Origin of the sequence: Limimaricola sp. AA108-03, assembly GCF_050847355.1 — a bacterium.
In the GTDB taxonomy this organism is placed as follows: Bacteria; Pseudomonadota; Alphaproteobacteria; order Rhodobacterales; family Rhodobacteraceae; genus Limimaricola.
Genome location: NZ_CP193756.1, coordinates 258,997 through 285,424 on the forward strand (window position 1 = coordinate 258,997; position 26,428 = coordinate 285,424).

General features: G+C 65.1%; 24 protein-coding genes. 4 read left to right on the plus strand and 20 right to left on the minus strand.

Going from position 1 to position 26,428, the window contains the following annotated elements:
* Positions 1-197: 197 nt before the first annotated feature.
* The gene (locus tag ACRAQ3_RS16925; protein ID WP_432256573.1) at positions 198-1,256 is read left to right on the plus strand and encodes an alanine racemase; all 1,059 of its coding nucleotides are present in this window, start codon (positions 198-200) and stop codon (positions 1,254-1,256) included.
* Positions 1,257-1,451: 195 nt separating this feature from the next.
* On the opposite strand, the gene ACRAQ3_RS16930 is transcribed toward ACRAQ3_RS16925, so the two are convergent.
* The gene (locus ACRAQ3_RS16930; RefSeq protein WP_432256390.1) at positions 1,452-2,579 is read right to left on the minus strand and encodes an S-(hydroxymethyl)glutathione dehydrogenase/class III alcohol dehydrogenase; all 1,128 of its coding nucleotides are present in this window, start codon (positions 2,577-2,579) and stop codon (positions 1,452-1,454) included.
* Between the two features lie 139 nt (positions 2,580-2,718).
* On the opposite strand from ACRAQ3_RS16930, the gene ACRAQ3_RS16935 reads away from it, so the two are divergent.
* A complete protein-coding gene (locus tag ACRAQ3_RS16935; RefSeq protein ID WP_432256391.1) occupies positions 2,719-3,597 on the plus strand; it encodes a LysR family transcriptional regulator in 879 nt (292 codons plus the stop codon).
* Between the two features lie 50 nt (positions 3,598-3,647).
* Here ACRAQ3_RS16935 and nagA read toward each other — a convergent pair whose 3' ends face one another.
* From nagA to ACRAQ3_RS16975, 8 genes are all read right to left on the minus strand, one after another.
* A complete protein-coding gene (gene nagA, locus ACRAQ3_RS16940; protein ID WP_432256392.1) occupies positions 3,648-4,814 on the minus strand; it encodes an N-acetylglucosamine-6-phosphate deacetylase in 1,167 nt (388 codons plus the stop codon).
* Positions 4,807-5,589: a glucosamine-6-phosphate deaminase gene (gene nagB / locus ACRAQ3_RS16945; RefSeq protein WP_432256393.1), complete on the minus strand. Its 783-nt coding sequence runs from the start codon at positions 5,587-5,589 to the stop codon at positions 4,807-4,809. Before nagB ends, nagA begins: the two co-directional genes overlap by 8 nt.
* Before the next feature lie 83 nt (positions 5,590-5,672).
* Positions 5,673-6,521, minus strand: a complete 849-nt coding sequence (locus tag ACRAQ3_RS16950) for an ROK family protein (RefSeq protein WP_432256394.1) — start codon at positions 6,519-6,521, stop codon at positions 5,673-5,675.
* Positions 6,518-7,192 (minus strand): N-acetylmannosamine-6-phosphate 2-epimerase, encoded by a 675-nt coding sequence (locus ACRAQ3_RS16955; RefSeq protein WP_432256395.1) that lies wholly within the window; start codon positions 7,190-7,192, stop codon positions 6,518-6,520. The genes ACRAQ3_RS16950 and ACRAQ3_RS16955 overlap by 4 nt, the downstream gene beginning before the upstream one ends.
* 44 nt (positions 7,193-7,236) lie before the next feature.
* Complete coding sequence (locus tag ACRAQ3_RS16960; protein ID WP_432256396.1) at positions 7,237-8,511, minus strand: TRAP transporter large permease; 1,275 nt, start codon at positions 8,509-8,511, stop codon at positions 7,237-7,239.
* Entirely contained in the window at positions 8,508-9,002 is a 495-nt protein-coding gene (locus ACRAQ3_RS16965; RefSeq protein WP_432256397.1) for a TRAP transporter small permease, read from the minus strand. Before ACRAQ3_RS16965 ends, ACRAQ3_RS16960 begins: the two co-directional genes overlap by 4 nt.
* Positions 9,003-9,110: 108 nt before the next feature.
* Positions 9,111-10,070: a sialic acid TRAP transporter substrate-binding protein SiaP gene (locus ACRAQ3_RS16970; protein WP_432256398.1), complete on the minus strand. Its 960-nt coding sequence runs from the start codon at positions 10,068-10,070 to the stop codon at positions 9,111-9,113.
* A 42-nt stretch (positions 10,071-10,112) separates the two neighbouring features.
* A complete protein-coding gene (locus tag ACRAQ3_RS16975; protein ID WP_432256399.1) occupies positions 10,113-10,832 on the minus strand; it encodes a FadR/GntR family transcriptional regulator in 720 nt (239 codons plus the stop codon).
* Between the two features lie 164 nt (positions 10,833-10,996).
* On the opposite strand from ACRAQ3_RS16975, the gene ACRAQ3_RS16980 reads away from it, so the two are divergent.
* Entirely contained in the window at positions 10,997-11,893 is an 897-nt protein-coding gene (locus tag ACRAQ3_RS16980; protein WP_432256400.1) for a dihydrodipicolinate synthase family protein, read from the plus strand.
* A 263-nt stretch (positions 11,894-12,156) separates the two neighbouring features.
* Here the strand turns inward: ACRAQ3_RS16980 and ACRAQ3_RS16985 are convergent, their stop codons facing one another.
* From ACRAQ3_RS16985 to ACRAQ3_RS17005, 5 genes are all read right to left on the minus strand, one after another.
* A complete protein-coding gene (locus ACRAQ3_RS16985) occupies positions 12,157-12,840 on the minus strand; it encodes a 5-formyltetrahydrofolate cyclo-ligase (RefSeq protein WP_432256401.1) in 684 nt (227 codons plus the stop codon).
* Between the two features lie 58 nt (positions 12,841-12,898).
* Entirely contained in the window at positions 12,899-13,252 is a 354-nt protein-coding gene (locus ACRAQ3_RS16990; protein WP_432256402.1) for a CBS domain-containing protein, read from the minus strand.
* A gap of 158 nt (positions 13,253-13,410) precedes the next feature.
* Positions 13,411-15,336, minus strand: a complete 1,926-nt coding sequence (locus ACRAQ3_RS16995) for a TRAP transporter permease (RefSeq protein WP_432256403.1) — start codon at positions 15,334-15,336, stop codon at positions 13,411-13,413.
* Positions 15,337-15,423: 87 nt separating this feature from the next.
* Positions 15,424-16,422 (minus strand): TAXI family TRAP transporter solute-binding subunit, encoded by a 999-nt coding sequence (locus tag ACRAQ3_RS17000; protein ID WP_432256404.1) that lies wholly within the window; start codon positions 16,420-16,422, stop codon positions 15,424-15,426.
* A 53-nt stretch (positions 16,423-16,475) separates the two neighbouring features.
* Positions 16,476-17,417: a dihydrodipicolinate synthase family protein gene (locus tag ACRAQ3_RS17005; protein ID WP_432256405.1), complete on the minus strand. Its 942-nt coding sequence runs from the start codon at positions 17,415-17,417 to the stop codon at positions 16,476-16,478.
* A gap of 161 nt (positions 17,418-17,578) precedes the next feature.
* Here ACRAQ3_RS17005 and ACRAQ3_RS17010 point away from each other — a divergent pair, with 161 nt between their 5' ends.
* Positions 17,579-18,616, plus strand: coding sequence for a LacI family DNA-binding transcriptional regulator (locus ACRAQ3_RS17010; protein ID WP_432256406.1), 1,038 nt, complete (start codon positions 17,579-17,581; stop codon positions 18,614-18,616).
* A gap of 372 nt (positions 18,617-18,988) precedes the next feature.
* Here ACRAQ3_RS17010 and ACRAQ3_RS17015 read toward each other — a convergent pair whose 3' ends face one another.
* From ACRAQ3_RS17015 to ACRAQ3_RS17040, 6 genes are all read right to left on the minus strand, one after another.
* Positions 18,989-20,713 carry a glycoside hydrolase family 32 protein gene (locus ACRAQ3_RS17015; protein WP_432256407.1) on the minus strand — a complete coding sequence of 575 codons (1,725 nt, stop codon included), beginning with the start codon at positions 20,711-20,713 and terminating at the stop codon, positions 18,989-18,991.
* A gap of 50 nt (positions 20,714-20,763) precedes the next feature.
* Positions 20,764-22,119, minus strand: a complete 1,356-nt coding sequence (locus ACRAQ3_RS17020) for a NosD domain-containing protein (protein ID WP_432256408.1) — start codon at positions 22,117-22,119, stop codon at positions 20,764-20,766.
* A 71-nt stretch (positions 22,120-22,190) separates the two neighbouring features.
* Positions 22,191-23,333 carry an ABC transporter ATP-binding protein gene (locus ACRAQ3_RS17025; RefSeq protein ID WP_432256409.1) on the minus strand — a complete coding sequence of 381 codons (1,143 nt, stop codon included), beginning with the start codon at positions 23,331-23,333 and terminating at the stop codon, positions 22,191-22,193.
* 10 nt (positions 23,334-23,343) lie between these two features.
* Positions 23,344-24,180 (minus strand): carbohydrate ABC transporter permease, encoded by an 837-nt coding sequence (locus ACRAQ3_RS17030; protein WP_432256410.1) that lies wholly within the window; start codon positions 24,178-24,180, stop codon positions 23,344-23,346.
* The gene (locus ACRAQ3_RS17035) at positions 24,173-25,051 is read right to left on the minus strand and encodes a carbohydrate ABC transporter permease (protein ID WP_432256411.1); all 879 of its coding nucleotides are present in this window, start codon (positions 25,049-25,051) and stop codon (positions 24,173-24,175) included. The genes ACRAQ3_RS17030 and ACRAQ3_RS17035 overlap by 8 nt, the downstream gene beginning before the upstream one ends.
* A gap of 67 nt (positions 25,052-25,118) precedes the next feature.
* Positions 25,119-26,357, minus strand: a complete 1,239-nt coding sequence (locus ACRAQ3_RS17040; protein ID WP_432256412.1) for an ABC transporter substrate-binding protein — start codon at positions 26,355-26,357, stop codon at positions 25,119-25,121.
* Positions 26,358-26,428: the final 71 nt, after the last annotated feature.

Sequence of the window (26,428 nt, forward strand, 5' to 3'; positions counted from 1 at the left end):
TGCGGCAAAACCGTTGCACGGCTTGCCCGGCGATTGCGGCTGGACCCCCTTGCCGGAGGAGATCATGCTCCGATGTTCCGGGCCCGTCGACCGGTCCGATCTGCAAACCAGCTGACAGGAAGGATCGTTTCGTGACACCCGACCCGACCCGCATCGAGAATCTTGCGACACCCGCCTTGCTGCTCGACGAAGAGAAGATGACCCGCAACATCGAACGGCTGGCGGGCCGGGCCGGCGCGTTGGGCATGTCCCTGAGGCCGCATCTGAAGACGGCCAAATGCACCGAGATCGCGCGCCGTCTCGGCGGCGACATGCCCGGCCCGATCACCGTCTCCACCCTGGCCGAGGCGGAGGCGTTCCACGCCGCCGGTCACGGCGACATTCTCTACGCCGTCGGGATCGCACCGCAGAAGCTCGCCCGCGTGCAGGCCTTGCGCGAGGGGGGTTGCGATCTCACCGTCATCCTCGACAGCCCCGAGCAGGCGAAGGCCGCGGCCGAGGCGCGGGTGCCGGCGCTGATCGAAATCGACAGCGACGGCCATCGCGGCGGGCGCCTCGCCGAGGACCCGGCATTGATCGAGATCGGGCGCATCCTGCACGGGGCGGCGTGCCTGCGCGGCGTGATGACCCATGCGGGCGAAAGCTACGGCGTGCGCGGCGAGGCCGCCCATGCGGATTTCGCCGAGCGCGAGCGCCGCGCGGTCGTCGCCGCGGCCGAGGCCCTGCGCCGCGACGGGCTGCCCTGCCCCGTCGTCAGCGTCGGCTCGACGCCCACAGCCCATGCCGCGCGCGACCTGACCGGCGTCACCGAGCTGCGCGCCGGGGTCTACATGTTCTTCGATCTGGTGATGGCGGGCATCGAGGTCTGCGAGACGGAGGACATCGCGCTGTCGGTCCTGACCACCGTCATCGGGCATCAGCGCGACAAGGGCTGGATCATGATCGATGCCGGCTGGATGGCGATGTCGCGCGATCGCGGCACCGCGGCGCAGGAGGTGGATCAGGGCTATGGCCTCGTCTGCGACGTGGAAGGGCGCGTATTGGACGGCCTGATCGTCGGCAGCGCCAATCAGGAGCACGGGATCGTCTCGTTGCGTCCGGGCGCGGATGCGGCGCTGCCGGACCTGCCCGTCGGCACCCGCCTGCGCATTCTCCCCAACCACGCCTGCGCGACCGCCGCGCAGCATGATCGCTACCATCTCCTGCCCGCCGCGGGCGGCGCCCTGAAGGTCTGGCACCGGTTCGGCGGCTGGTAGGGCGCGACGGCAGCCCCCGAACCGATGCCCATATCCCCCGGGTCTTCGCGGGGAAAGGGGGAAGGTGCTTGCCGTGTGAAAAGGGCGACGACACCCGGTGCGCCCCAACCCGCCGGGCTCAGGTTCCGAACAGGGGGCCCAAGCCGCCATTCCTCGATAAAGGCCCGCGCGACACCCGGTCGCGCAGGCCCGGCTTCATGCGGCGTAGTGGATCACGCTGCGGATGCTCTTGCCCTCATGCATCAATTCGAACGCCTCGTTGATCTTCTCGAGCGGCATGGTGTGGGTGATGAAATCGCTCAGCTTGAACTCGCCCGCGAGATAGCGCTCGACATAATCGGGCAGCTCCGAGCGGCCCTTGACGCCACCGAAGGCCGAGCCGCGCCAGACGCGGCCGGTGACGAGCTGGAACGGACGGGTCGAGATCTCCTGACCCGCGCCGGCGACGCCGATCACCACGCTTTCGCCCCAGCCCTTGTGGCAGCATTCCAGCGCCGAGCGCATGACGTTGACGTTGCCGATGCACTCGAAGGAGTAGTCGACGCCGCCATCCGTCATCTCGACGATGACCTCCTGGATCGGTTTGTCGTGATCCTTGGGGTTCACGCAATCGGTGGCGCCAAGCTGGCGCGCCAGCTCGAACTTGTTCTCGTTGATGTCGATGGCGATGATCCGGGCCGCCTTGGCCATGCTCGCGCCGATGATCGCCGACAGGCCGATGCCGCCGAGCCCGAAGATCGCGACCGTCGCGCCCTCCTCGACCTTGGCGGTGTTCATCACGGCGCCCATGCCGGTGGTGACGCCGCAGCCCAGCAGGCAGACCTCTTCGAGCGGCGCCTCGGGGTTGACCCTGGCGAGCGAGATCTCGGGCAGGACCGTGTATTCCGAGAAGGTCGAGCAACCCATGTAGTGATGGATCGGCCGGCCATCCTTGGAAAACCGCGTCGTGCCGTCGGGCATCAGCCCCTTGCCCTGCGTCTCGCGGATCTTCTGGCACAGGTTGGTCTTGCCCGAGCGGCAGAACTTACACTCGCCGCATTCGGGCGTGTAGAGCGGGATCACGTGATCGCCTACGGCGACGCTGGTCACGCCCTTGCCGATCGCTTCGACGATGCCGCCCCCCTCATGGCCCAGCACCGAAGGAAAGATCCCCTCGGGGTCGTCGCCCGAGAGGGTGAAGGCATCGGTGTGACAGACCCCCGTGGCGACGATGCGCAACCGCACCTCGCCCGCCTTGGGCGGCGCCACCTCGATCTCCTCGATCGAAAGCGGCTCCCCAGCGGCCCAGGCAACCGCGGCCTTGCAAGTGATGATGTCTGCCATTGGATGACGCTCCTGTCTTGGCGGATCGGAAAGTCGCGACGATGCGCGGCATGGAGCGCACTTACATTACTTCACCAAGCGCGTTAATCGCCGGTTCGAGAAAACACCATTGCACATGTGCAAAGATCGGAGGGAGGCGATGCAGGAGTGGGAAGGGGTCGGCGAGTTCGCGGCCGTGGCCGAAACGCTGAGCTTCACCCGCGCGGCCGCCCGGCTCGGCATCTCGACCGCGCAGGTCAGCCGACGGGTCAGCGGACTGGAGGCCCGGCTGGGCGTGAAGCTCCTGCAGCGCACGACGCGCAGCGTTTCCATGACCGAGCAGGGAGAAACCTACTACGCCCATATCCGCCGGGTGCTCGACGGGCTGACCGAGGCCGAGCGCGCGGTGACCCAGGCCAACGCCGCGCCGGCCGGACGATTGTCCCTCACTGCCCCCGTCACCTTCGGCGAAAGCGCCATCGGTCCGCTGGTGAACGAGTTTCTCACCCGGCATTCCGCGCTCGAGGTGACGCTGACGCTGACCAACCAGAAGATCGATCTGGTGGCGGAGGGGTATGATCTGGCGATCCGGCTCGGAACGCTCCAGGATTCGAGCCTTATCGCCACGCGCCTGGCGGCCCGGACGTTGCATGTCTGCGCCAGCCCAGCCTATCTCGCCTCCAGGGGAACGCCGCAGCAACCCGGCGACCTGTCGCGGCACAACTGCTTGCAAGGCACGCTGGACCACTGGCGATTTCGGCAGAACGGGCGCCCGCGACAGCTGCGGGTTCACGGCAGCCTACGGTGCAACAGCGGCTGGAGCCTGCTCGACGCGGCCATCAAAGGGGTCGGGTTGGTGCAACTGCCGGACTACTACCTGCGCACCGCCTTGGCCGAAGAGAAGCTCGTGCCGGTTCTGGAAGAGTTCCAGCCGCCGGAAGAAGGCGTCTGGGCGGTATATCCGCCGAACAGGCACTTATCGTCCAAGGTCAGGCTGCTGCTGGATTTCCTGGCCGAGCGCCTCGGCCGATCCGGCTAGCCCCCGGGCGGCCCGGGGGGCTGCGCGGGGGCCATGGCTCGCGAAACCGTTCAGCCCGGCGCCCTGCCCCCATCGGGCAGCTGCCCATCGACGATGGTGCCGCAGGCCTCCAGCTCATGGGTCAGTAGGGTGACCGAGGCGCGCTGCCCCGGCGCGATGCGTCCCAGATCACCGCCCAGCCCGAGCGCCTCGGCCGGGGTGGTCGAGGCCATCCGCAGCGCCTGCGCCCTCTGCGCGCCGCCCAGACGGCACATGTTGCGCACCGCCTCGTCCATCGCCAAATGCGCCCCCGCCAGGCGGCCTTCGGCGTCGGCAAGACGCCTGTCCTTTTGGGAAATAGTCTTGCCATTGACCGTGAAGCTTGCCTCGGGCGCGTCCAGCGTCGCCATCGCGTCGGTGACCAGAAACAGTCGCCGCTCGGTCATTGCCTTCAGAGCGAGCCGCAAATTCGCCGGATGCACGTGAATATCGTCGGCGATAATTCCGGCGAAAAGCCGGTCGTCATCGAGGAGAGACCCCACCACGCCGGGCGCGCGCCCCATGATCTGCGACATGGCGTTGAACAGATGCGTGCCGCCGCTCAGCCCCTCATCCGCCGCGCGGATCATCGCGGCGTGGTCGGCCTCGCTGTGCCCGGCAAAGACCGTGAGCCCCGCCCCGACCAGCCGCGCGATCGCGCCCGGTGGCGCCTCTTCCGGTGCCAGCGTCAGCAGCAGCGGCCCGCCAACCCCCTCGCACAGCGCATCGAGATCGTCTTCCGACAGGCGCTGCACCGCCGAGGGGGGGTGGATGCCCGGCCGCGCGGGCGACAGGAACGGCCCTTCGAGATGCAGGCCAAGGATCCCCGGCTCGGCCTCGGCCAGCGCCTCACGCACCTTGCGCATCGCGGCGAGATAGCCCGTGCCCGGCGCGGTGATGAAGGTCGGCAGGATATGCGCCGTCCCGCCCCGGCGCGCCGCGCGCGCCATGCGGCGCAAGGTGTCGCGCGTGGGCGCGTCGTTGAACATCACCTCGCCGCCGCCATTGATCTGCAAATCGATGAAGCCCGGCGCCGCCACTGGCGCGCGCAGCACGCGGCCCGCCGGCGCGCGGACGGCGGCGGTGACGTCGTGGATGCGGCCGTGCCGGATCACGACAGCCCGCTCCGCGAGCGGTTGATCCGCCTCGCCGTCGAACAACGCTTCTGGCAGGACGATCAGGTCGGTCTCGTCAGCCAAGCGTCACCTCCTGCCCCTCCGGGTGGGCCGTCTCGTAATACTGCCGCAGTTCCAGATCGGCGGCAGCCTCGGCGTCGAGCACGATGGTCGCGCGGGGATGCATCTGCAAGGCCGAGGCGGGGCAGCGGGCGCCGAGCGGGCCCTCGGCCATCGCCGCCACCGCCGTCGCCTTTTTCGTACCTGTGGCCAGTAGCACGGCATGGCGGCTGCGCAGGATCGTGGCGATGCCCATGGTGATCGCGAAGCGCGGCACCGTCTCGTCGGGCCCGAAGAAGCGCGCATTGGCCTCGCGGGTGGCGCGGGTCAGCGTCTTGACCCGCGTCGGCGAGGCCAGCGAGGAACTGGGTTCGTTGAAGCCGATATGGCCATTGCCGCCGATGCCGAGCAGCTGCAGGTCGATGCCCCCCGCCTGCGCGATCGCGGCATCATAGCGCGCGGCCTCGGCGGCGGGGTCCGGCGCGTCGCCGCGCGGCAGGTGGGTGCGAGACGGATCGAGCCCGAGCGGGCCGAACAGCCGCTCCCGCATGTAGCTGTGGTAGGATTGCGAATGCTCCGGCGGCAGGCCGACATATTCATCGAGGTTGAAGCTGGTCATGCGGTCGACCGCGACCTCACCGGCCCGGGCTCGTTCCACGAGCCTTGCATAGACCGGCTCCATCGTGCCGCCGGTGGCCAGCCCGAGGACGGCCTGCGGCTTTTCGTTCAGGGTCTGCGCGATGATCTCCACGCAGCGTGCCACGGCGGCGGCGGGATCGGGCAGGATCAGGATCTTCATGGTATCGGACCTTCATGGTGCCGGCGGTCGTCGAGCGCCGGTAGGCTAAGACATGGGTAAAGGGGCGTGGGCATGCGAGCGTCTCAGGCCCGGGCCAGCCCCGCGATCCCGATGATGCCGGCGGCGCCGCCCAGCTTGGCGGCTCGCAGCTCGGGACGCAGCGCGGCCGGCAACGATCCGAGGGCCGCGCGGATCCGGTCGAGAAAGCCGGGGGCCAGGCCGACCCCGCCGCCGATCACGATGCGGGGCGGGTCGATCAGCATCTGCAGATCCGTGCAGAGCGCGGCCGCGCGGGCAGCGGCCGTCGACACGATCTCTTCGGCCCAGCCCTCCCCGGCCCGCGCCGCCGAGAAGACGCCGCGCGCATCGGTGTCATGGCCGGTCTCGCGCGCGGCGCGGGCGATCCAGCGGCCAGACATCCGGTCCTCCAGCGGTCCCTTCTCCGGGATCAGCCCTCTCATCTGGCCCGCATGCCCCGCCAGGCCGCCGCGCCCTGACAGGAGCCGCCCCCCCGTCACGATGCCGCCCCCGATGCCGGTGGAGATCGTCAGGTAGATCATGTCTTGCCCCGCGCCCGCGCCGTGCAGATGCTCTCCCCAGGCCGCCGCCTGCGCATCATTGGCCAGCGTCACCGGGCGGCGCAGCCGCGTCTCGGCCATGGCGGCGTAGGGGGTTTCGGCCGGGATCGCCAAAGTGCCGGGATTGAGCGCGGACCACAGACCGCCCGAGACGCGACCGGTCACCGCGATGCCGACGCGGTCGTAGCGCCCCTGCCAGGGCGCTGCGAGCCCTGCCGCGGCATCAAGCCAGGCTTCGGGGCCCGCGTCGCGGTCGGTCGGCACGGTGGCCTGGTCGAGCACATGGCCCTCCTCGACGAGAGCGCAAAGCAGCTTGGTGCCGCCCTGATCTATGGCGAGGACCGGCCCACTCATGGGCGCATTCCCGCCCGGCCGACCGCCTCGGCGAACCAGCCGGTGACATGCTCGATCCGGGTGATCGCGGAGCCCACCACGACGGCATGCGCCCCGGCGGCGATCGCCTGCGCCGCCTGTTCGGGGCGGTGATAGCGCCCCTCGGCGATGGCGGGCAGGCCGGTGGCCGCCAGCGCCGTCACAAGCTCCAGATCCGGCCCCTCGGGCGGCGTTCCGCCTTCGGTATAGCCCGACATGGTGGAGCCGAGCAGCGCCGCCCCGGCAGCGGCGGCGGCGCGCCCGTCCTCGGGCGTGGCGCAATCGGCCATGGCGAGACGACCGGCGACGCGCACCGCCTCAATCAGCATGGCGACGGCTTCGGGCCGGTCACGACGGGTCGCGTCGACGGCGATGATGTCGGCCCCGGCATCCGCCAGATCCGCGACATCCTGCGCGAAGGGGGTGATCCGCACCGGGCTGTCGACGAGGTCGCGCTTCACGAGGCCGATGATCGGCGCATCGGTCAGGGCGCGCACCGCGCGCAGGTTGGCGATCCCCTCGATCCGCAACCCCGCCGCGCCGCCGTCGAGCGCCGCCTTCGCCATCGCGGCGACAATCTCGGGGCGGTCCATCGCCCCGCCGGTCACCGGCTGGCAGGACACCACGAGACGGCCGCGTAGTTGATCGATCATGTATGTGGCTCCGATCTTGCTTTGAACAAAGGGCGTCGCGCGGCCTATCGCATCAAACCGGGCAGCCCGGTGGCGAGGATGGGAAAGACGCAGACCAGCAGCAGCACCACCACCGGCGGGATCAGCCAGGGCAGGATCGCCCGGGCCAGCCGGTGGAACGGGATCTCGCCCACCTGCGCCACCACGAACAGCGCCATGCCCATCGGCGGGGTCAGGATCGAGATCATCAGGTTGAGGATCACGATGATCCCGAAATGCACCGGATCGATCCCGAAGCCCATCGCGATCGGCACGAGGATCGGCACCACGATCAGCAGGATCACGAGGCTTTCGATGAAGCAGCCGAGCAGGAAGATCATCAGATTGACCGCGATCAGGAAGGAGATCGGTCCATCGGCGAGGTTGAGGAACATCGAGGCGATCTGCTGCGGCGCCTGCTCGCGCGCCAGCACGAAGCCTAGGAGCCCCACGCCCGCGACGATGGTGGCGATCGAGGCCGAGGTCAGCGTCGAGTCGTAGATCGCGTCCCATAGCCGGCGCAGCGTCAGCTCGCGGTAGAACAGAAGGTCGATCGCGATGGCGTAGAGCACTGTCACCGCCGCCGCCTCGGTGGGCGAGAACAGCCCCGAGAAGATGCCGCCGACGATCACCGCCGGCGTCAGCAGCGCCGGCAGGCTCTTGACGAAGAGAAGCCCGACGGCGCGCGCCTCGGGCCGGGGATCGCGCGGGTAGTCGCGCTTCTTGGCGGTGGCATAGACCATCACCATCAGCGCCACGGCGCACAGCACGCCCGGCACCACGCCGCCCAGAAACAGCGCCCCGATCGAGGTATTGGAGATGACGCCGTAGAGCACCATGGTGATCGAGGGCGGCACCAGCGGGCCGATCATCGAGGACGAGGCCGTCACCGCGCCCGCGAATTCCTCGTCGTAACCCGCCTCGCGCATCGCCTCGATCTCCATCTTGCCCAAGCCCCCCGCATCGGCGAGCGCCGAGCCGGACATGCCCGAGAAGAACAGCGAGGCCAGCACGTTGACATGGCCCAGACCGCCAGTGATGTGCCCGACGAGGGCGCGGGCGAAGCCGAAGAGGTGATGGGTGATGCCGGCGGAATTCAGGATCGCGGCGGCGAGGATGAACAGCGGCACGGCGAGGATCGGGAAGCTGTTGAGCCCATCGACCATGCGCTGCATGGCAAAGCTCAGCCCCATGCCAGTGTGATAGAAGTAGCCCATGGAGACGATGATCATCGCCACGCCGATCGGCACGCCGATCAGCACCATGAAGAGCCAGACGAGGCCGACGGAGGCGAGGATCATGCCACGTCCTCCAGGCCGGGGCCGCCCGGGGCCTGCATGTCGGGCCCCCGTCTGAGCCGGGCGAGGATGCGTCGCGCCACCCGGTGCAACACGAGGATCACCGCGACGAGGCCCGCGGCATAGAGCACAGCGTCGGAGACGGGCAGCGTCACCGCTTCGTTGTTCCAGGTGCGCTGCACCGTCTTCCACGAAATGAGGACGAGGTGGCACAGGATGCCGCCCCAGAGCAGGTCCACCGCGATGGCGAGCCAGTGCCGCGCGCGGGCGGGCAGCGCGTCGGCGAGAAAGCCCATGCGCAGCTGCGCGTCGTTGCGCTCGACCGCGGCGATGGCGATGAAGGCCATCCACACCCAGATCCAGCGCGCCGCCTCTTCGGTCCAGACCGGGCCCTGAAACACAGGGGTGCGGCCGAAGATCTGGATCATCAACACGCCGAAGAGGACGATGAAGAGCGCCGAGGCGATGATGCCTTCGAAACTGTATCTGCGCATGGAGTCTCCGATCCGTCGATTGGGGTCGTGGCGGCGGAGTGGGAGCCCCGCCGCCGGGTCTTGGCGGCAGGCCGGGCGGGAGGGCCCCGACCGCCGCCAATTCGCAGCTTACTCGCCGCGGACCTTGGCAATCGCGCCCTCGCCGAACTCGGCCTCGAGCTCGTCGTAATATGGCTGCATCGCTTGGCGGAACGGCGCGAGATCGGGGCGGGTGATGGTCAGGCCGCGCTCCTCGAAGGTGGCGATCAGGTCCTCCTCGGCCTTGACGGTCATCTCGTCCGAGACTTCGCCACCGGCCTCGATCGCCTCGCGAACCCAGCCCTGCTCTTCTTCGCTCAGGCTCTCCCAAGTGCCGTTCGACATCAGGACCGCCGCGCTGGCGACGAAGTGGTTGGTCATCGCGACGTGGTCCTGCACCTCGTAGAACTTCATCGCGTCGATGGTCGGCAGCGGGTTCTCCTGCGCGTCGACCTGATTGGTCTGCAGCGCGAGATAGACCTCCTGGAAGGCCACGGGTGCCGGGGTGGCACCGACATTCTCGGCATAGGCGATGAGGAACGGCACGTTGGGGGTGCGCATGCGCAGGCCTTTCATGTCGTCGATGCTCTCGATCGGTTTGTTCGCGGTGGTCTGGCGGGTGCCGTAATACCACAGGTCGAGCATCTCGACGCCCTGCTCGCCGAACTTCGCATCCATCTCCTGGCCCCAGGGGCCGTCCACGATCTCTTCGAGATGCACAAAATCATCGACGACATAGGGCGCGCCGACGAGCTTCAGCTCGGGGATGACATAGCTCATGTCCGGGTAACCGGTGATGACCATGTCCAGCTCGCCCGCCTGCAGCTGCGCCACCATGGCCTTGAAGTCGCCCAGCGTGCCGGAGGGGAACAGATTCACGGTCAGCTCGCCGCCCGACAGCTCCTCGAGCTTTTCGCCGAAGGCCTGCGCGCCCTTGAAGACGTTGGACACCTCGTTGTCCTGCATGCCGAAGGTCAGTTCGCGCGCCTGCGCAGCCCCGGCGATCAGGGCCAGCATCGCGGTCGCGGCGAGCATCTTGGTATGGATCATGGTCGTTCTCCTCCTTGGTATGTCGTTGGCCGCCGGACGGCGTCAGTCGCCCTCCGGCGGCAGGTCCATCCCGGTGCTGCGCGGGGCTTTGAGCCGGGCGCGGTAGGATCTGGCGAGATGGCGGTCCATCACGTCGGTGGCGGTCACCACGTCGCCTGCGAGCACCGCTTCGTAGATCGCGCGGTGTTCCTCATAGGCGATGCGGTCGTAGCGGGCCGGATCGTCGGTCGGGGCGCGGCGCGCGAGCATGCCGCTCACGAACATGTCGTGCAGCGCGAGGATCACCGGGTTGTCGATCACCGTGACCAAGGCCCGGTGAAAGGCGATGTCGGAGCTAGCGAAGTCGGGCGTGCCGATCGCCTCGAAATTGCGGTCGAGCGCCGAGCGGATGCGGGTGATGCGGATGTTGTCGGCATGCATCGCCGCCTGCCGCGCGGCGCCGCTTTCGATGAACTGGCGCATCTGTTCGAGATGCGCCCGGCTCTCGTCGTCGCCCAGCACGTCGCGCAGGTGGTCGCCCGCCGCCGTCAGGACCCCTTCGAGCGACGGCGTCGCCGCGCGCGGGCGGTGACCGGTCTGGGTCTTGAGATAGCCGCGAAGCTGCATCTGCGCGAAGGCCTCGCGCACGGTCGGACGGGAGGCGCCGAAGCGCTCGCCCAGCTCGCGTTCGGTCGGAAGGGGAGAGTCGGGGGCGATCCGGCCGTCGCGGATCTCCGCGATCAGCGTCTCGGCAATGACACCGGATGCGCGTTGCGTCGTCATGTCAGCCCCCCTACCAGTGCAGATCCCCGTCTCCTCGCACACTTGGTATTTTCAGGATTCAATATTGTCAAACCAAAATCTCCCATATAGGCAATACTGGATTACAGGCACCATCTCGGGTCCGATCCTCGGGCGGTGTCTATCACCAGAGGGGGAACGCCAAGGTGGCCAAGCAATTTTCGGGAATGTACGCGGCGCTGATGACCGGCATGGACGAGGCCGGGGAGTTCTCGCCCGACCGTCAGCGCAACATCGATTCCTATGTGCTGCGGCAGGGGCTGGCTGGCCTCTATGTCGGTGGCAGCAGCGGTGAATCGGGGCTCCTGGGCACCGAGGAGATGCTGGCGCAGCAGGCCGTGGTGGCCGAAAGCGCCAGGGGCCACAATGCCCGGCTGATCGCCCATGTCGGCGTGCCGTCGCTGCGCGATTCCGTCGCGCTGGCGCGCCGAGCCGAAGCCTTGGGATACCACGCGCTGTCGGCCCTACCGCCGCATGCCTACCCCTTCTCCGACGACGAGGTGCTCGCCTATTACCGCGAGCTGTCGGCCGCGACCGCGCTGCCGCTCATCGTCTACGAGGTGCCGGTCCGCACCGGCCGCCCCTTCGGCCTCGACACGCTGGTTGAGCTTCTGGAGATGCCGGGCGTCGGCGGCATCAAATTCACCTCGACCGACTTGTTCAAGTTCTCGATGCTGCGCCGCCGTTGCCCCGAAAGCCTGTTCTTCTTCGGCTTCGACGAAGTCTACATCACCGGCGCCGCGCTCGGGGCCGATGGCGGCATCGGCACGACATACAACATCCTCGGCAGGCTCTACGTGGCGCTCGACGCCGCGATGCGCGCGGGCGATCTGGCGCGCGCGCGGGAGCTTCAGGACCTGTCACAGCGCTTCGTCGAAGCGCTTCTGGACGTCGGCGTCCTGCCCGGCATGAAGGCGGCGTTCCGGGCGATCGGTGTCGATTGCGGCCCGACGCGAGCGCCGCTCACCCCGAAGATCGCGGATGCCGAGGCGCGCATGAAAGCGGTCTTGGATCAAGCCGAGTTCAAGCGTTGGCTTGCCTGAAACGGCTTTCGTCCGGCGGCTGAAGCGGCCGGGCGAGATCACAGCCCTTCGGCGTCCACCGGCCATGCGCCCCATACCGGTCAGGCTGCCTCGAACTTGCCCATCGGGACCAGATCGGGTGCCGCCAAGCATGCCTTCGGGGATTTCGGTCGTCTCGCGGACGAGACAAAGGCCGCCTCGTTGCTGCCGGACGCGGGACAGGATCGGCCGGATCTGCCCAAGCCGGGCCACGGCTTTCGCACCGCGCTTGCTGTCCGAAGACCTCAACGCTTGGAATGCGTTCCGTCTGATAGAAACGCCTCATCCATCGGCACGTCCCATGGCATCGGATAGATGCTCGGCGAATCGCAGCCCTCGAAGCCCACCCCGATGATCCGTGGCCGCGGCTGAAGCCGCGCCAATGTCCGGTCATAATAGCCGCCGCCATTGCCGAGCCGGTAAAGATCCCGGTCGATGCCGACGAGGGGCGCGAGGACGATATCCGGCACACGGGCCTCGCCATTCACCGGCACGGGAATGTTCCAGATGCCACGGGTCATCGGGCAGCCGGGCGACCAGGCGCGGAATTCGAGCGGCATGGCTTTGTCGACCACGACCGGAAGCAGGATACCCGCCCCGGCCGCATGGGCCCTGGCCATCCATGGCCGCAGATCCGGCTCCCCGCGGATCGGCCAGTAGACGGCGATGGTGACGCCCGGCTTCGGCGCGACGATCCTGTCGAGGCCCTCGATCAGGGCCGTCGTCGCCCTTTCGCGCTCATGCGAAGGCATGGTGCGGGCCGCGAGAAGCCGCGCCCGCTCGGCGCGCCTGAACCGCGCCACGTCCCGCGCCGTCCCGGCATCGACCGGATGCCCGTCGACGAGCAGATGGGCAAAGCAGGGCGAGCCCCCCCGCTGGGGTCGTCTTCCATCCCGGATCTCCCGTTGCAGCCCATGCGGCCGGGACATCCTACCGCAGACACGGGCAAAGGCGATAGCGGCCCTTGCCGGACGATCGCCTTGCGCCTCAGGCGGCCTCGCGGTCCCCTGCCCCGCGCAGCAACTGCCGAATGATGTCGGAGCGGGTCAGGATGCCGACCAGCCGCTCCTTTCGCACCACCGGGATGACCTCGCTGCCCTGCGCCGCCAGCCGGTGCAGCAGCGCGCCGACCGGCATGTCATGCGGCACCGCCCGCGCGGCGGGCCGCATCACCTCCGACACACTGCGGCGCGGCGAGCGGCGCTTGAAGGCCAGCGGGCGCCCCTGGGCTACCACGGCATCGAGCAGGTCGGCCTGCAGAACGATACCGCGCAGTGTCATATCGACTTCGACGACGGGAAGGCTCTTGATGGCGTGATGGCAGAACAGCCCGGTGGACATAATGTCGTGCCGTCGAACCGGTGCCGGGCCGCCTCCGCCTACGCCGCCGCCAGCATTCGACCGTATTCTAGACGCCGGTTAAAATGGAAATCGTAGAGCATAAAGCCCGCCAGATCGGCGGGCTCTATTGAGTTGCTCTTTCAAAGAAAGGGTACGGCTCATCCGGCGACCGAGCTGTGCGCCTCTCTGGCCGGGGCCCTGAACACCACTGGCAAGGGGCCACGGCGCGACAGGGCAGCGATACCAAGAACGATCAGCCAGCCAGTGACGACGGCGACGATCCAGACAGTGCTGCCGGACGGCGCGATCACTGCCACGAGGCCGGCGAAGCCGATCGGCGCGCGCGCACCCCATGATAGAGGCCGGCCGCACCAGCCGCCGAAGGCGACTGCCCAGAGAGCCGTAGAGAAGAGCAGTGCGGCGGCGCTGAGCGCAACCTGCATGGCGCCGCCCTGTGCCAGCACGCCGGGATCGAAGACGAAGCCGAAGGGCACGAAGAACGCGACAAGGCTGAGCCCGAAGGCCGAGAGGCTGGTCTTGACGGCAGAGGCCTGGCCCACTGCCGCGGCCGCGAATGAGGCGAGCGCCACCGGCGGCGTCACCATCGACAGCACGCAGTAGTAGAAGATGAAGAAGTGCGCCGCGAGGGGAGCGATGCCGAGATCCTGGATCGCCGGCACGAAGAGCACCGCGCCGATGATGTAGGCGGCGACCGTCGGCAGGCCCATCCCCATGATGATGCAGCCGAACATGGCGAGCACCAGAGAGGCGTAGATCGAGCCCTCGGAAAGCGCCAGCAGCGAACTCGCGAACTTCAGCGCCAGGTTCGACTGCACCGCGACCGCAATGATCAGGCCGATCGACGCGATCGGAACGGCGACCTCGGCGGCCTGGCGCGGCGCATCGCGCAGCCCCTCGGCAATTTCGGTCCAGCCGATGCGTGTCGCCGGGCGCAGGAACGGCACGACGATGCACGACACCGAGGCCAGGACGGCGGCATAGGAGGCCGAGTAGCCGACGATCAGCAGGGAAACGAGCACTAGCGGCGGCAGAACCAGGTGCAGCCGTGGGCCGATGGGCGCAGTATCGGCGACCTCTTTGGCGGTCAGCGCTCGGATGCCATCGCGCCGCGCGCTCAGATCGACCACGATCAGCAGCGCCACGTAGAAGGCGACGGCCGGGATCAGACCCGCGAGCGCGATCTGCGCGTAGGGCATCCCCAGCAGCTCGGCCATGATGAAGGCGGCGACGCCCATGATCGGGGGCATCAGCTGGCCACCGGTTGAGGCGATGGCCTCCACGCCCGCCGCGCGATGCGCAGGAAGTCCGGTTCGTTTCATCAGAGGGATGGTGAAGACGCCGGTTGAGACCACGTTGGCCACCGCCGAGCCGCTGATAGAGCCCATCAGCGAGGAGCCAATGATCGCCGCCTTGGCAGTGCCGCCGGTGGCGCGCCCCGCAGCCCGGATGGCGAGGTCGATGAACAGCTGTCCACCGCCGACGGCACCGTAGAACGCGCCGAACAGGATGAAGTAGAAAATGAAGCTGACCGAAGTGGAGGTGGTGATCCCGAGAACCCCCGCCGTGGTCATGGTGGTGATCTCGGTCGCCGCCTCAAGACCGAAGCCGCGAAAGTTCAGCCAGCCGGGCAGCAGGTTGCCCCAGAAGGCATAGGCGACGAAGGCGAGGATCACCCAGACCAGTATCCAGCCCACGGCGCGGCGCGCGCCCTCGAGCAGCAGGAAGACCAGCGCCGCACCCATGACGATGTCGATGGTGAAGATCGGCGAGACGTTCTCCATCCGCGTGGTGAGCCGCTCGAAGCCGACGAGGTAATAGGCCAGGACCCCAAGTGCCGCGAGGATCAGCGCGGCGTCGAGAGACGCCCGGAGCCAGCCGGGCAGCTTCGGTGTGACAAGCGGCTTGTAGAGGAACAGCAGGATGAGGGCGAAGACGAGGTGAACGGGGCGCTCGACCAGAGGCTGTTGAGGGGCGAAGAGCAGCCAGGCCTGGAAGGCGATGAAAGCGATGCCAATGCAGAAGGCCAGCATCTGGACGGGGCTGTAGCGGGTTCCTGCGAGCATGGTCTCCTCCCTTGAGCGCAAGTCGGCAGCGAATGATCGATGCGGAGAGGGTCGCGCCCGACCATGGGCGCAACCCTCCGGTCGGGCTCACATCAGCCCGGCTTCCTCGTAGTAGCGCTGAGCGCCCGGGTGCAGCGCGATGCCGGTGTTCTCGGGCAGCATCGCCGTCGCCGGGTCGAACTGCGACCAGGCCCCGTGCGAGGACTTCAGCGCCTCGGCGTTCTCGACGATCGCCTTGGTGATCTGGTAGGCCGTCTCGTCGTCGAGCGAGGCGTTGGCGATCAGCACGGTGCCGAGGTTGGCGCCGGTCGTAGTCGCGTCCTGGCCATCGAACCAAGGGCCATATTCGCCGATCTCCAGCCCGTTCTCCTTGAGCAGCGCAACCGCCTCCTCTGGAATGTCGAGGTAGTCGACATCAACAGTCAGCGCGACCTCAGTGATGGTCGGGTGTCCCTTGATCATCGTGTCGATGTAGATGTCGGCATTGCCATTGCGCATCTGGTCGGCGATCTGGCCGGTGTCGACCTGAATCACATCACCGCCGTTCTTCCTGATCTCTTCGGCGCTGGTGCCAAGGCTTTCGAACAGCATCTCGGCCACCGGCACCGCCGAGGAGCCGACAGGCTTCATCAGCACTCGCACAGGCTCGTCCGAGGCGAGGATCTCGGCGAGATCGCTGGTGCCGCGCTTCTCGATGAACTCCTCGCGGGCAATGACGCCGACATAGACGTCGTTCAGCCCACCGACGAGTGCCCGGATATCCGGCGCGGCCATGCCCTGGTAGACATCCGAGCCGCTTTGAGCCCAGACCGCCGAGGCAACGTTCGACAGGGCGATCTCGGCCTTGCCGCCCTGAACCACCATCGGGTTGGCAACGCCGCCGCCGCGGGCGATCACCTCGACCGAGTTCGCACCGATGATCGGCTCGATGATCTGTTCGAGCGTGGCCGCGAATACATACCAGGACGACCCTTCGCGCATCGCGCCGATCCGCACCTCCTGGGCCGTGGCGGCACCGGCGGTGAGCGCGAGCAGGCTCGCCCCGAATGCCGCGGCACGGGCATGGGTCCGAATGAATTCAAACATGTCTGTTCCTCCCTTGATCAGGATGCCCCCGCGCGGGACGCGGGGGCAATCGGTCACTCGGCAGCCATGAGGTTCTCGACCCGGCCGATCCCGGCGGCGTCGAAGGCGGCCTCGATCTCGCGCTCGGCCGCGGCGCCGAGATCCTTGAGCGGCTCGCGGATCGTCGCATGGTCGAGCAGGCCCCGATGGCGCAGGCCGATCTTCAGTGCGACCGTGCCCTCCATGTGGCTGCCGCGGTGATAGACGGCCTTGGTCACCGGCAGAAGCCGTTCGGAGATCTTGCGCGCGGCGGTGTAGTCCTGAGCCTTCCCGGCCTTGATCAGGTCGATCAGCAGTTCCGGCGCGATGTTGCCGTAACCTACGAGCAGGCCGTCGACGTCGAACATGGTCGGCAGCAACCATTCGTCGTGGCACGAGAGGATCTGGAGGTCCGGCTGCGCCTTCTTCAGTTCGGGGATCTCGGTATACCAGCGCTTCATGTTGCGCACGCCGTTCTTCGTGGCGACGCAGCCTTCCTGGGCCGCGATCTCGAGCTGGGTGTCGAGGTCATAGGAGGCCTTGGTGGCGTCGGGATACTGGAACAGGATCGTCTGAAGTCCGCCCTCCTCGTAGATCGCCTTGTAGCGGTCCTGCGGGGCGCCCTTTTGGAAGCCGAAGCGCAGCCAGCCGTGGTTGGGATAGACCAGCGCGCCGGTGGCGCCGGCATCGCGCGAGCGCTTGGCCTCCTCGGCGGCGACCTTGGTGCCCTCGCCGGTGATGCCCGCGATGATCGGGACGTCGATCGCGTCCTTGTAGGCCCGGATCAACTCAAGACGCTCCTCGGTGGTGAGGAAGGTGCCCTCGCCCGCATGGCCAAGGATCACCAGCGATTTCACCTCGTCGAAGCTGGCGAGCCATTTCGCAAGGCGCACATTGGCCTCGATGTCGAGCGAGCCGTCCCGGTTGAAGGCGGTGACGGGGGCCGGGTTGAGACCGCGAAGATCCATGGGTTGCATTGTCGTGCTCCTCCGTTTGCAAGCCGATGTCTGACCCACGGGCCCCTTGCCTCAGCATTTGGGAACGATTGTGGGAACGTTCCCAAATTGCCGTTGCGGCGAGGCTGAGTCAAGTGGTAGTTTCAGGGGGAGGCCGAATGACCGGCTTGGGAGGGCGCCCGATGGACGAGATCAACGAGGCCATGAAAGACCGCGGACGGGTCACGCTGCACGACGTGGCGCGGGCTTCTGGCGTCTCGAAATCCACGGTTTCCCGTATGTTGGATGAGCGCCTGCCACGCTCCGACAGCCAGAAGGCGCGTCATGTCCGCCGCGTCGCCGCTGAGCTTGGCTATGTCCGCGACGTCTCGGCGGCGAGCCTGCGTCGGGGTAAGACCGGAATGATCGGGGTCATCGTGCCGCGGCTGACCGACACCGTCATGGCAATGCTTTACGAGTCGCTTGCCAAGGCCGCGACCCGAACTGGGCGCTTCACGATCGTTGCTACCACCGATGACGAGCCCGATGCCGACCGTCGCGCCGCCGACATGCTGCTGCGCCGGGGCGTGGACGGCCTTGTTCTCTCGACGGCCCGCGAGGGCAATGGTTTCACGAAGGAACTGAAGGAGAGGGAAGTGCCATTCGTGCTGGCCCTGCGGCACAACGGCAGCAGCCTGGCCTCGGTGGGCGACGACCGCCTTGGCGGTTACTTGGCGACGCGCCACCTGATCGATCTCGGGCACCGCCGTATCGGTATCCTCACGGGCCCTGAATATGCCACCTCGGCGCGGGGTCGCGTGGAAGGGTATCGGCGCGCCATGGAAGAGGCTGGCTTCGACATCGACCCGCAGCTGGTCATGCCCTCGACCTTCAGCATTGAATCCGGCGCGGAGGCGGCCGAGGAACTGCTGCGCCGCGATCCGCGGCCGACCGCGATCTTCGCGGTCAACGACAATACCGCCATCGGGGCGCTGTCGGCCATTGCCCATGTGGGGTTGTCGGTGCCAGAGGACATCTCTCTCGTCGGCTACAATGACATTCCGATCGTGCGTAGGTTGCCTGTGCCCCTGACCACCGTGCGCGTGCCGTTCGATCAGATCGCCTCAGCAGCCCTGGAGCTGCTGACGGCCGAGGACGTTCCCGCAGGAGACCGCATCCGGGTTGCGACGCCAACCTTAATTCCCAGGAAGTCGACCGCGCGACCAGCAACTGAGACCTGATACGAACTCCGGACCGAATGTTGCCCCTGTCTTTCGGGCGGTGAGCCGACATTCGCCGCAGGTCGGGCGAAGGTCAGCTCAGCGGACCTTCATGCCGTTAGCTGCAAGCGCACAATGCCCAGCTTTTCGGGTGCGGCATTCGGTAACTCGGGGGGAAAGCGGCCGTTCGCTACTTGTAGGAACCAAGGCGTAACGTCGTGGAAAGGCGACGTTCCAAACCCATGTTTTCTGGTTAACGGTTCTCGCTTCTTTAACCCGCTTTAAGGTCGATTTTCCGACTGTCTCTACCCCCCCTTCCTGACCGACTGCATCCTTGGAAATCGAACGCCCGATGGAAAGAAAAGCCTGGAAAGTTCCTCGCTTCAAAAAATATTAATTCAAGCCTCGTTTCCATTGCTTTCGTTTTTCAAGTTTTTCCGCCTGAATGACGCCAGTTCCGCCGGGCACGCATCTCTCCGCAAAGGCTTGGTTTGCATTGGTGGTCACGTCCAGCTTGTCCGGTGCGGTATTGTGATAGTTTCGTCGGGTCCCACAGATTGTTCCGCCCTTGGCAAAGATCTCGATTATCCCTCGGTCGTGAAAGACGCGAACGTCCTGCGCCCCGTCGATATCAACTCTGTAAAAAATGCCGCCGTCATCCTGCGGTAAGAGCACACTTAGCACGTCATCTGAAACCGTGATCTCAAAGGAGGTCGATCCTGACTGAGTCGCGCGGATTACTGTTCCGTTGAGCGGACCGGTCAATTGCAACTCGAACGGGGCACCTTGGGTAATGACGCCAGCCGCCGCCCGCGCCGGGGACGCGGGCCAAGCAGTGTCAAGTTCCGATACCGGCAGCATGCAGAGTCGGCCGTCCGCAGACAGCGAGAGCTCTCTCGGCAGGGACATCTCACCCGAATAGGATGATCCCAACGGTTTCCGGTCCTCCCAGTTGAATAGCCAAGCAAAAGCGATTTGGCGGCCATCTGCCTCGAAACTTTGCATCGCGTAGAAGTCGGTGCCGAAGTCGAGAAGCTGCAGTTCTTCGCTATCTGGAACGAAGCAGTCGTCGTTGAACTCGCCAACCAAGGCAAAAAGCAAGTTGTGCCGTCCCGAGGTTGGGTCGGTGTGACCGACGAAACCCATAACCAGAACCCATTTGCCGCCAAGTTGAAAGAAGTCGGGACATTCGACTGCGCGGGCGCCCTCCACGCGAAAACGCGAGGGGGCCCGGTAGAGCGGCCCGAGATAGGCCCAACTGCGCAGGTCGTCCGAGGCGTAAAGCAATACTGCGGGGTCGCCCTCCAATGACGCCCCAAGCACCATGCGATAAGCACCTGCGGCGTCGTCCCACCAGACCTTCGGATCACGGAAGTCGTGGGCCACGCCCTTCGGGCGTTCCTCAATTACCGTGATAAGACTTTTGGCCTGAACGAAGCCGGGCCCCGGGTGCGCGATCTTCTGGATCTCGCGGTAACCCGAGAAGAGATCGTAGGCTGGCAGACGCTCAGTGTAGAAAAACATCCGCGACCCGTCACGATCCTGAAAGGCATTGCCGGAAAAGGCCCCGCCGGTGGCGCCCAACTGCCAAAGGTCCTGCTCTGGGTGCAGAAAAACTGGCATGTGAGTCCAGTTGAACAGGTCTTTACTGGTGGCATGGCCCCAATGCATGGGCCCCCAATCTGTGCCCCCTGGATGAAACTGATAGAAGATGTGCCAAGTGTCGCCGACCTTGCAGAGACCGTTGGGGTCGTTCATCCACTGCCGGATCGGCGAGAAATGTAGCGTTGGTCGACCAGGATCCGCGCGCATCCACGCAGCAATTTCCGCGCCCGTTCGGAAAATGATGTCGTCAACCTCGAACTCCCATACAGTGATGCCGGCCCCTTCTACTTCGCCCGGAACGTAGGAATAAGCCCAATGGATAGCGGCTGAGCTATCCCATTCGATCGTGATGTCGCAGGATTCGCGATGATGATATCTAAAGAATGCAGGATGGCTTGGAAAGGCCGGAACCTGCCAGACGGTCTGCGCTCCGATTGTGATCCGCAAACAACCGGGGCCTTGCGCCCAGATCTCGACGCGCGTGCCAGTTTCGAGTCTCAGCGTTTTCTGCATGTCCTGTGCTTTCTTCTGGGTCCGGCGGGTCGGGATTTGCAGGGTCGAGGTCATCCGACGGGGACGGGCGTGCCGCGGAAGGCGTTGACGGAACGGTCCATCACCACCTGTGTCTCACTTCCTGAGTCCAAGACCGTGTTTCTCAGCGAGGCTTGCTCCACAAGAACGGACACCGCGTCGAGCGTTTGTAGGTTTTCGGTTGAAAGCAGCGCACCCACCTGGGTTGAAAAACAGGCGCTGTTCGGCGCAGCGTTTATGTCCGTTTTTTCGGTCGTCGTTACGATGTGATTGTTGGCTATGTAGTTTCCGCGACCAGATACCAAGCGAATGATCACGGGCTTTTCCGAGGGTGGTCTTATGAACTGCACGTCTATGGTTTCGGAGATATGATTGGCGATGACGGAGTTGTTGCTGCCATCAATCCGCAAGAGCCCGAACAGGTCATCGCGACCATTGTCGTATTTGACCATTGGTGCCCAAGGCTCCCGATCGCGAAGGAAATGGTTGGAGGAGACAAGGTTCTCGCAGCAGTTTTCAGAGAAAACCAGCATGCCGGGATAGAATGAGTGGAAGCGGTTGCCGGTGATCGACGACCGCACTACGCCGGAGAAGTGCACACTGCTTGCACCGCGCGGAAACACGTTGTTGGCTGAAACCAGTATACCGCCATAGTTCTCGGCGTAGATCGAATGCCCCCGGTATCCGGCACCGACAAAGTTGTTGGAGATCCGCGAGGCCTGCCCCATGCCTTTCAACTGGATGCAGTTGCCGCATTCCGCGACGAAATTGCCATCCACCGCCAGCGCGTCGGCATCATGGATGGTGATTCCGTGCTCCAGATAGACCAGCCCCATCCCCGTGATGCGGAACGAGTCGTTCGCGCTGGCCACGTGGATCCCGGTCTTTCCGTTCCTGTAGGTGTTTTCCGGATCGTCCTGACCCGACCCATCGTCGATGAAATGCAGTCCGTCGATGCAAAAGTCTGCGAACTCAACAGAGCTAATACGCGGGTTTCCGGTGCGCTTAACGCAGAAGGCGGCGCCAGAGGCATCGCTTTCGCCGGCCTCCGGAGGGAGGTCCACGAGAACTCGGCTTCCGCCTGGCCAGATCTCGTGCCAAGCGGCCAGTTCCTCGGTCGGCGTATTGAAACGAATGCTCGATGACGTGAAGCCATGCCCGGAGCCCACGATCTTTAGATAGCTCACGTCGATCAGGACTTGAGTGCGCAGGCGATAATCGCCGGGAGGGATGTAGATCACGGCACCAGGTTTGCCGCCTTCGTTCGCGTCGCGATCCTTTTGTCTGGCCTTGATATCTGAGATGATGCTGTTGATGACGGCCCCAATATCTTCATGGGCATTGCCCTCGGGATATTTGGTAACGTCATAGTCGTTTTGGTTGCACATGTCGTCTGTCTCCTGCGGCTGTCCGCGCCCTCGACAGGAGCGGGCCGATACGAATTCGAGAGCGGGAACCATCACCAGAGGCTGGTCCGGGTATCAGGGTCGAAGAAGTGGAGTTCCTCGGCGTCGACGGCCACGCGGGCGGTGTCTCCGGCGCGGACGCCGCTTTTCGGCGAGAACCGGGCAACGGCCGATTTCTGATCGCCGATATCGGCTATGGCATCGGGGTCTCCCGCATCCACCCAGGGCGCGTCGATGCTCAGATGCACCATGGATTCCGCGCCGAGCGCTTCGACAAGGGTCACGGGCGCCGATATCTCGGCCGAGCTGGGCCGGACCGTCGCGTCGTCCATGTGCTCGGGCCGGATCCCGACAATGACTGGACGGTGCGACGATCCCCTGAGCGAAGGTCGATTTTCGAACAACACTTCCGGCAGGTCGATGCGATTGCTGCCCAAGGTCACGGTCTGGCCGTCCAAAACCGCCTCGTAGAGGTTCATGGAAGGCGAACCAATGAAGGCAGCGACGAAAACGTTGTCGGGTCGGTTGTAGAGCGACTGCGGTGTGTCGACCTGTTGTAGGACGCCCGCCTTCATGACGGCGACCCTATCGCCCATGGTCATCGCCTCGACTTGGTCGTGGGTGACATAGATCGTCGTCACGCCCAGGCGGCGCTGGATGCCAGCGATCTCCGCCCGCATCTGCACTCTAAGTTTCGCGTCGAGGTTCGACAGGGGCTCATCCATCAGGAAGGCCGAGGGCTTGCGGACGATGGCCCGGCCCATGGCCACCCGCTGGCGCTGACCGCCCGATAGATTGCCCGGCTTGCGGTCGAGGTTGGAGGTCAGCTCAAGGATCGCCGCCGCGTCTTCGACGCGCTTGTTGATCTCGGCCTTGTCCATCTTTGCCATCTGCAGCGGGAAGGCGATGTTTTCCCGCACGGTCTTGTGCGGGTAGAGCGCGTAGGACTGGAATACCATGGCGATGTCGCGATCTTTGGGGTCGACCTTGTTCACCACCCGGCCGCCGATGATCAGCTCGCCGCTGGTGATGCTTTCAAGCCCGGCTACCATCCGCAGCGCTGTGGACTTACCGCATCCTGACGGACCGACGAAAACCATGAACTCGCCGTCCTTGATATCGAAACTCAGGTCGTGAATGGCGTGGAAGCTGTCGCCATAGACCTTGTTAATATTGTTTAAGATGATCGCGGCCATGGGTCTCTCCTCAGCCTTTCACAGCGCCGAACGTCAGGCCGCCGATGATTTGTTTCTGCAGAACCAGCGTCACGATGATGACTGGGAGCGAATAGAGCACCGCCGCCGCTGTCATCGGTCCCCAAGCGAGGCCATAGACCGAGTTGTATTCGGCGATGACGATTGGGGCGGTCTTCGCGTTTTCCGAGGTCAGCAGCAACGCGTAGAGGAACTCGTTCCAGCTGGCGATGAACGAAAATAGCGCCGTGATCGCGATGCCCGATTTCATGACCGGCAGGATGACCTTCACAAAGGCCTGAAACCGGGTGCAGCCGTCCATGCGGGCGGCCTCCTCCAACTCTTTGGGGACGCCTTCAAAAAAGGCCGCCATGAGTAGCAGCGCCAGTGGCACGGCTGTCGAGGTATGGGCGAGCACCAGTCCAGTCGTCGTGTCGAGCAGGCCGACGGATTTGAGCAGCTGGAACAGCGGCACCCCAAGCGAGACCGCCGGCACCATCCGGGTGATCAGCGCGAATAGCAGAAAAACGACAGTGAGTGGCCGGCGATACTGCGTGGCTACGTAAGCGGCCGGCACCGCCAGCGCCAGTGACAGCAGGGTGGTCAGCACCGCTACGATCAGCGAGTTCAGGAAAGCCTTGGGCAGGGTCGCAGTGCCCAGCACCTCGCGGAAGTTCTCCAACGAGAACGTCTCGGGGAAGAATTGTGGCGGGATCTGCTGAACATCCGCAGCCGGTTTCAGCGAGGTCATCAAGAGATAGACGTAAGGCAGCGCGTAGGACAGGACCAGTAAAAGCGCGAAGGCGTTGATCAGGACCTTGCCGATATCTCTTTGTCCGACATCAGTCATGGTTCGGCCTCCAGATTTTCCAGTAGGCAAGTCCTGCAAGGACGATCATCACGATCAGGAACAACGTGGCCGAGGCCGAGGCTTCGCCCATATCGCCGAACCGCACCATCCGCTGATAGATGTTCATCGAAAACACCTCGGATTGGTTGCGAGGCCCCCCTTGGGTCTGGATCCAGATCAGGTCGAAGGTTTTGGCCGCATCTACGCCCCGAACAATTACAACCACGGCGATCACGGGCCGCATCAGTGGAAGCGTGACATGCCAGAAACGTCTCAGCGCATTGGCACCGTCGATCCGCGCGGCTTCGATTAGGTCCTTAGGGATATTGGTTAGACCGGCATAGGAGACCAACGCGACGAAGGAGGTGGTCAACCATATGTCTGCGAAGGCCACCGAGTAGATGACGATATCCACATCTGACAGCCAGTTAATATCGCCCGGCGCGTCGATGAGGCCAACGCCTGCCAAGCCGTAGTTCAGGATGCCAATTTGGCCCACCAGCAGGAACCGCCACAACAGGCCCGCCACGATGGGCGGCACCATCAGCGGAAGCGCAAAGATAGTCCGGTGCCAGCGTGACTTGTCGGCAATAGCTGCGAACAGCAGCGCGGCGCAGAACCCGAACAGAAACTCAAAGAACAACGCGAAGACCGAATACTGCAGGGTGCGCAGAGCACTTTCGGCGAGACGCCTCGACGTTAGGGCGTCGGTGTAGTTCTGCAGCCCGACCCACTCGCGCAGGTGCGGCGCGATGGTTTCAACCTCGTAAAACGAATTGAAAATCAGAAGGCAGACCGGGTAGGCGACCAGCAATCCCAAGAACAGGACCGATGGCGCGAGCATGAGGCAAACAAACCGATTTTCGGTCATCGCTATCCCCTCCCGTTGAAAGGCGGGGAGGGCGCGCGCTGCACGCCCTCCGGTATGTCAGATGACCTCAGTTGAGGATGTCGGCCGCGTATTCGGCGGCTTCGGCCAGCAACTCGGCCACGTTGTCCTCGCATTCCATAGCCGCTTGGAAGGCGGGCATGACGGCTTCGTCCACCAGTTCCTGAAAGTCCTTGTGCAGCGGACGGCCCTTAGTGGCGGGCCCGCCAAGTGTGTCCAGCAGCGGCTGGAAATGCGCGTAGCTCTCCTGACCTACATAGCTTTCATAGGCTGAATTGGACGCGGCGAGCCCCAGCGGTGCTTCGATGCCCATTTCGTTGTTGGCGAAGGCGAAGGCGACGAACTGCTCGGCTGCGTCCTTGTTGGCCGCGGTCGAGGGGATCACGTTATACCATGGGCCGGGAATGGCGCCGATCCCAGCTGAGCCGGCCAGCATGGGCGCAACGCCGACCTTGCCAGACACTTGGCTGTCTTCTGGCGTCAACTTGTAAGCATGCGCCCAGAACTTCATCATCGCGGTCTGGCCCTGATAGAAAAGGTTCTGTTCTTCGCCCCAACCGATTTCCAACGCGTTTTCCGGCGCCGAACCGTCCTCGCAGAGCGGCGCGCGATAGAACTCCAGAGCTTCAATATGTGCCTCGTTGTCGAGGATCACGTTATTCTCTTCATCCAAGATGACCCCGGGCGAGCCAGCCTGCAGCACGTGTGCCATCCACTCTTCGGAAAACAGGCCGTTGACCGACGTGCCAAACATGCCGTCGCGGGTAAAGAACTTGGCCATATCACGCCACTGCTGCCATGTAGCGGGCGGCGCAAGTTCATAGCCATATTCGGCCTCGAAAGCTGCTTGGTTCTCCGGGTCTTCCCACAGGTCCTTGCGGTAAAATACAATCTCGGCATTGGCCCAGGCGGGCATTCCAATCATCTTGCCGTCGACGGTGGCATCAGCCAGAAGCGCCGGCGCCAGATCAGCCTTCACCTCGTCCGTGAAGAGCGCCGAGAGGTCTTCGACGTGATCAGCGAACCGGGCGTTCCAGACGACATCGATTGTGGCGACGTCGAAATTCGACGAACCTGAGGCGATCTCGGCCGACAGTTTGTCGAACACGCCCTGATAGGGAACCACAGTGAAGTTCACTTCGATCCCGGTCTCTTCGGTAAACCTCTCGGCCACGGCCTTCTGCAACATCTCCCCGCCTCCTTCGACGAGAATGTTGATGCTTTCGGCGCTGGCCATCGTGCCCGCCGACATGAGTGCGACAAGGCTCGTGCTCATCAGTGTCTTCATGGCGTCCTCCCAAGATTTATAGCGAAACCGCATCTCACGCGACTCGATAACCATAGGGTAGCCACGGAATG

Coding starts and splice junctions, on each gene's coding strand:
- ACRAQ3_RS17025 (WP_432256409.1), bottom strand. CDS start 23,333: ATGGCCGCGATCATCTTAAACAATATTAACAAGGTCTATGGCGACAGC.
- ACRAQ3_RS16955 (WP_432256395.1), bottom strand. CDS start 7,192: ATGATCGATCAACTACGCGGCCGTCTCGTGGTGTCCTGCCAGCCGGTG.
- ACRAQ3_RS16960 (WP_432256396.1), bottom strand. CDS start 8,511: ATGATCCTCGCCTCCGTCGGCCTCGTCTGGCTCTTCATGGTGCTGATC.
- ACRAQ3_RS17000 (WP_432256404.1), bottom strand. CDS start 16,422: ATGTTTGAATTCATTCGGACCCATGCCCGTGCCGCGGCATTCGGGGCG.
- ACRAQ3_RS16985 (WP_432256401.1), bottom strand. CDS start 12,840: ATGTCCCGGCCGCATGGGCTGCAACGGGAGATCCGGGATGGAAGACGA.
- ACRAQ3_RS17015 (WP_432256407.1), bottom strand. CDS start 20,713: ATGCAGAAAACGCTGAGACTCGAAACTGGCACGCGCGTCGAGATCTGG.
- ACRAQ3_RS16990 (WP_432256402.1), bottom strand. CDS start 13,252: ATGTCCACCGGGCTGTTCTGCCATCACGCCATCAAGAGCCTTCCCGTC.
- ACRAQ3_RS16995 (WP_432256403.1), bottom strand. CDS start 15,336: ATGCTCGCAGGAACCCGCTACAGCCCCGTCCAGATGCTGGCCTTCTGC.
- ACRAQ3_RS16965 (WP_432256397.1), bottom strand. CDS start 9,002: ATGCGCAGATACAGTTTCGAAGGCATCATCGCCTCGGCGCTCTTCATC.
- ACRAQ3_RS16975 (WP_432256399.1), bottom strand. CDS start 10,832: ATGACGACGCAACGCGCATCCGGTGTCATTGCCGAGACGCTGATCGCG.
- ACRAQ3_RS17035 (WP_432256411.1), bottom strand. CDS start 25,051: ATGACCGAAAATCGGTTTGTTTGCCTCATGCTCGCGCCATCGGTCCTG.
- ACRAQ3_RS17010 (WP_432256406.1), top strand. CDS start 17,579: ATGGACGAGATCAACGAGGCCATGAAAGACCGCGGACGGGTCACGCTG.
- ACRAQ3_RS16970 (WP_432256398.1), bottom strand. CDS start 10,070: ATGATCCATACCAAGATGCTCGCCGCGACCGCGATGCTGGCCCTGATC.
- ACRAQ3_RS16950 (WP_432256394.1), bottom strand. CDS start 6,521: ATGAGTGGGCCGGTCCTCGCCATAGATCAGGGCGGCACCAAGCTGCTT.
- ACRAQ3_RS16935 (WP_432256391.1), top strand. CDS start 2,719: ATGCAGGAGTGGGAAGGGGTCGGCGAGTTCGCGGCCGTGGCCGAAACG.
- ACRAQ3_RS16925 (WP_432256573.1), top strand. CDS start 198: ATGACCCGCAACATCGAACGGCTGGCGGGCCGGGCCGGCGCGTTGGGC.
- ACRAQ3_RS16930 (WP_432256390.1), bottom strand. CDS start 2,579: ATGGCAGACATCATCACTTGCAAGGCCGCGGTTGCCTGGGCCGCTGGG.
- nagB (WP_432256393.1), bottom strand. CDS start 5,589: ATGAAGATCCTGATCCTGCCCGATCCCGCCGCCGCCGTGGCACGCTGC.
- ACRAQ3_RS17030 (WP_432256410.1), bottom strand. CDS start 24,180: ATGACTGATGTCGGACAAAGAGATATCGGCAAGGTCCTGATCAACGCC.
- ACRAQ3_RS17005 (WP_432256405.1), bottom strand. CDS start 17,417: ATGCAACCCATGGATCTTCGCGGTCTCAACCCGGCCCCCGTCACCGCC.
- ACRAQ3_RS17040 (WP_432256412.1), bottom strand. CDS start 26,357: ATGAAGACACTGATGAGCACGAGCCTTGTCGCACTCATGTCGGCGGGC.
- ACRAQ3_RS17020 (WP_432256408.1), bottom strand. CDS start 22,119: ATGTGCAACCAAAACGACTATGACGTTACCAAATATCCCGAGGGCAAT.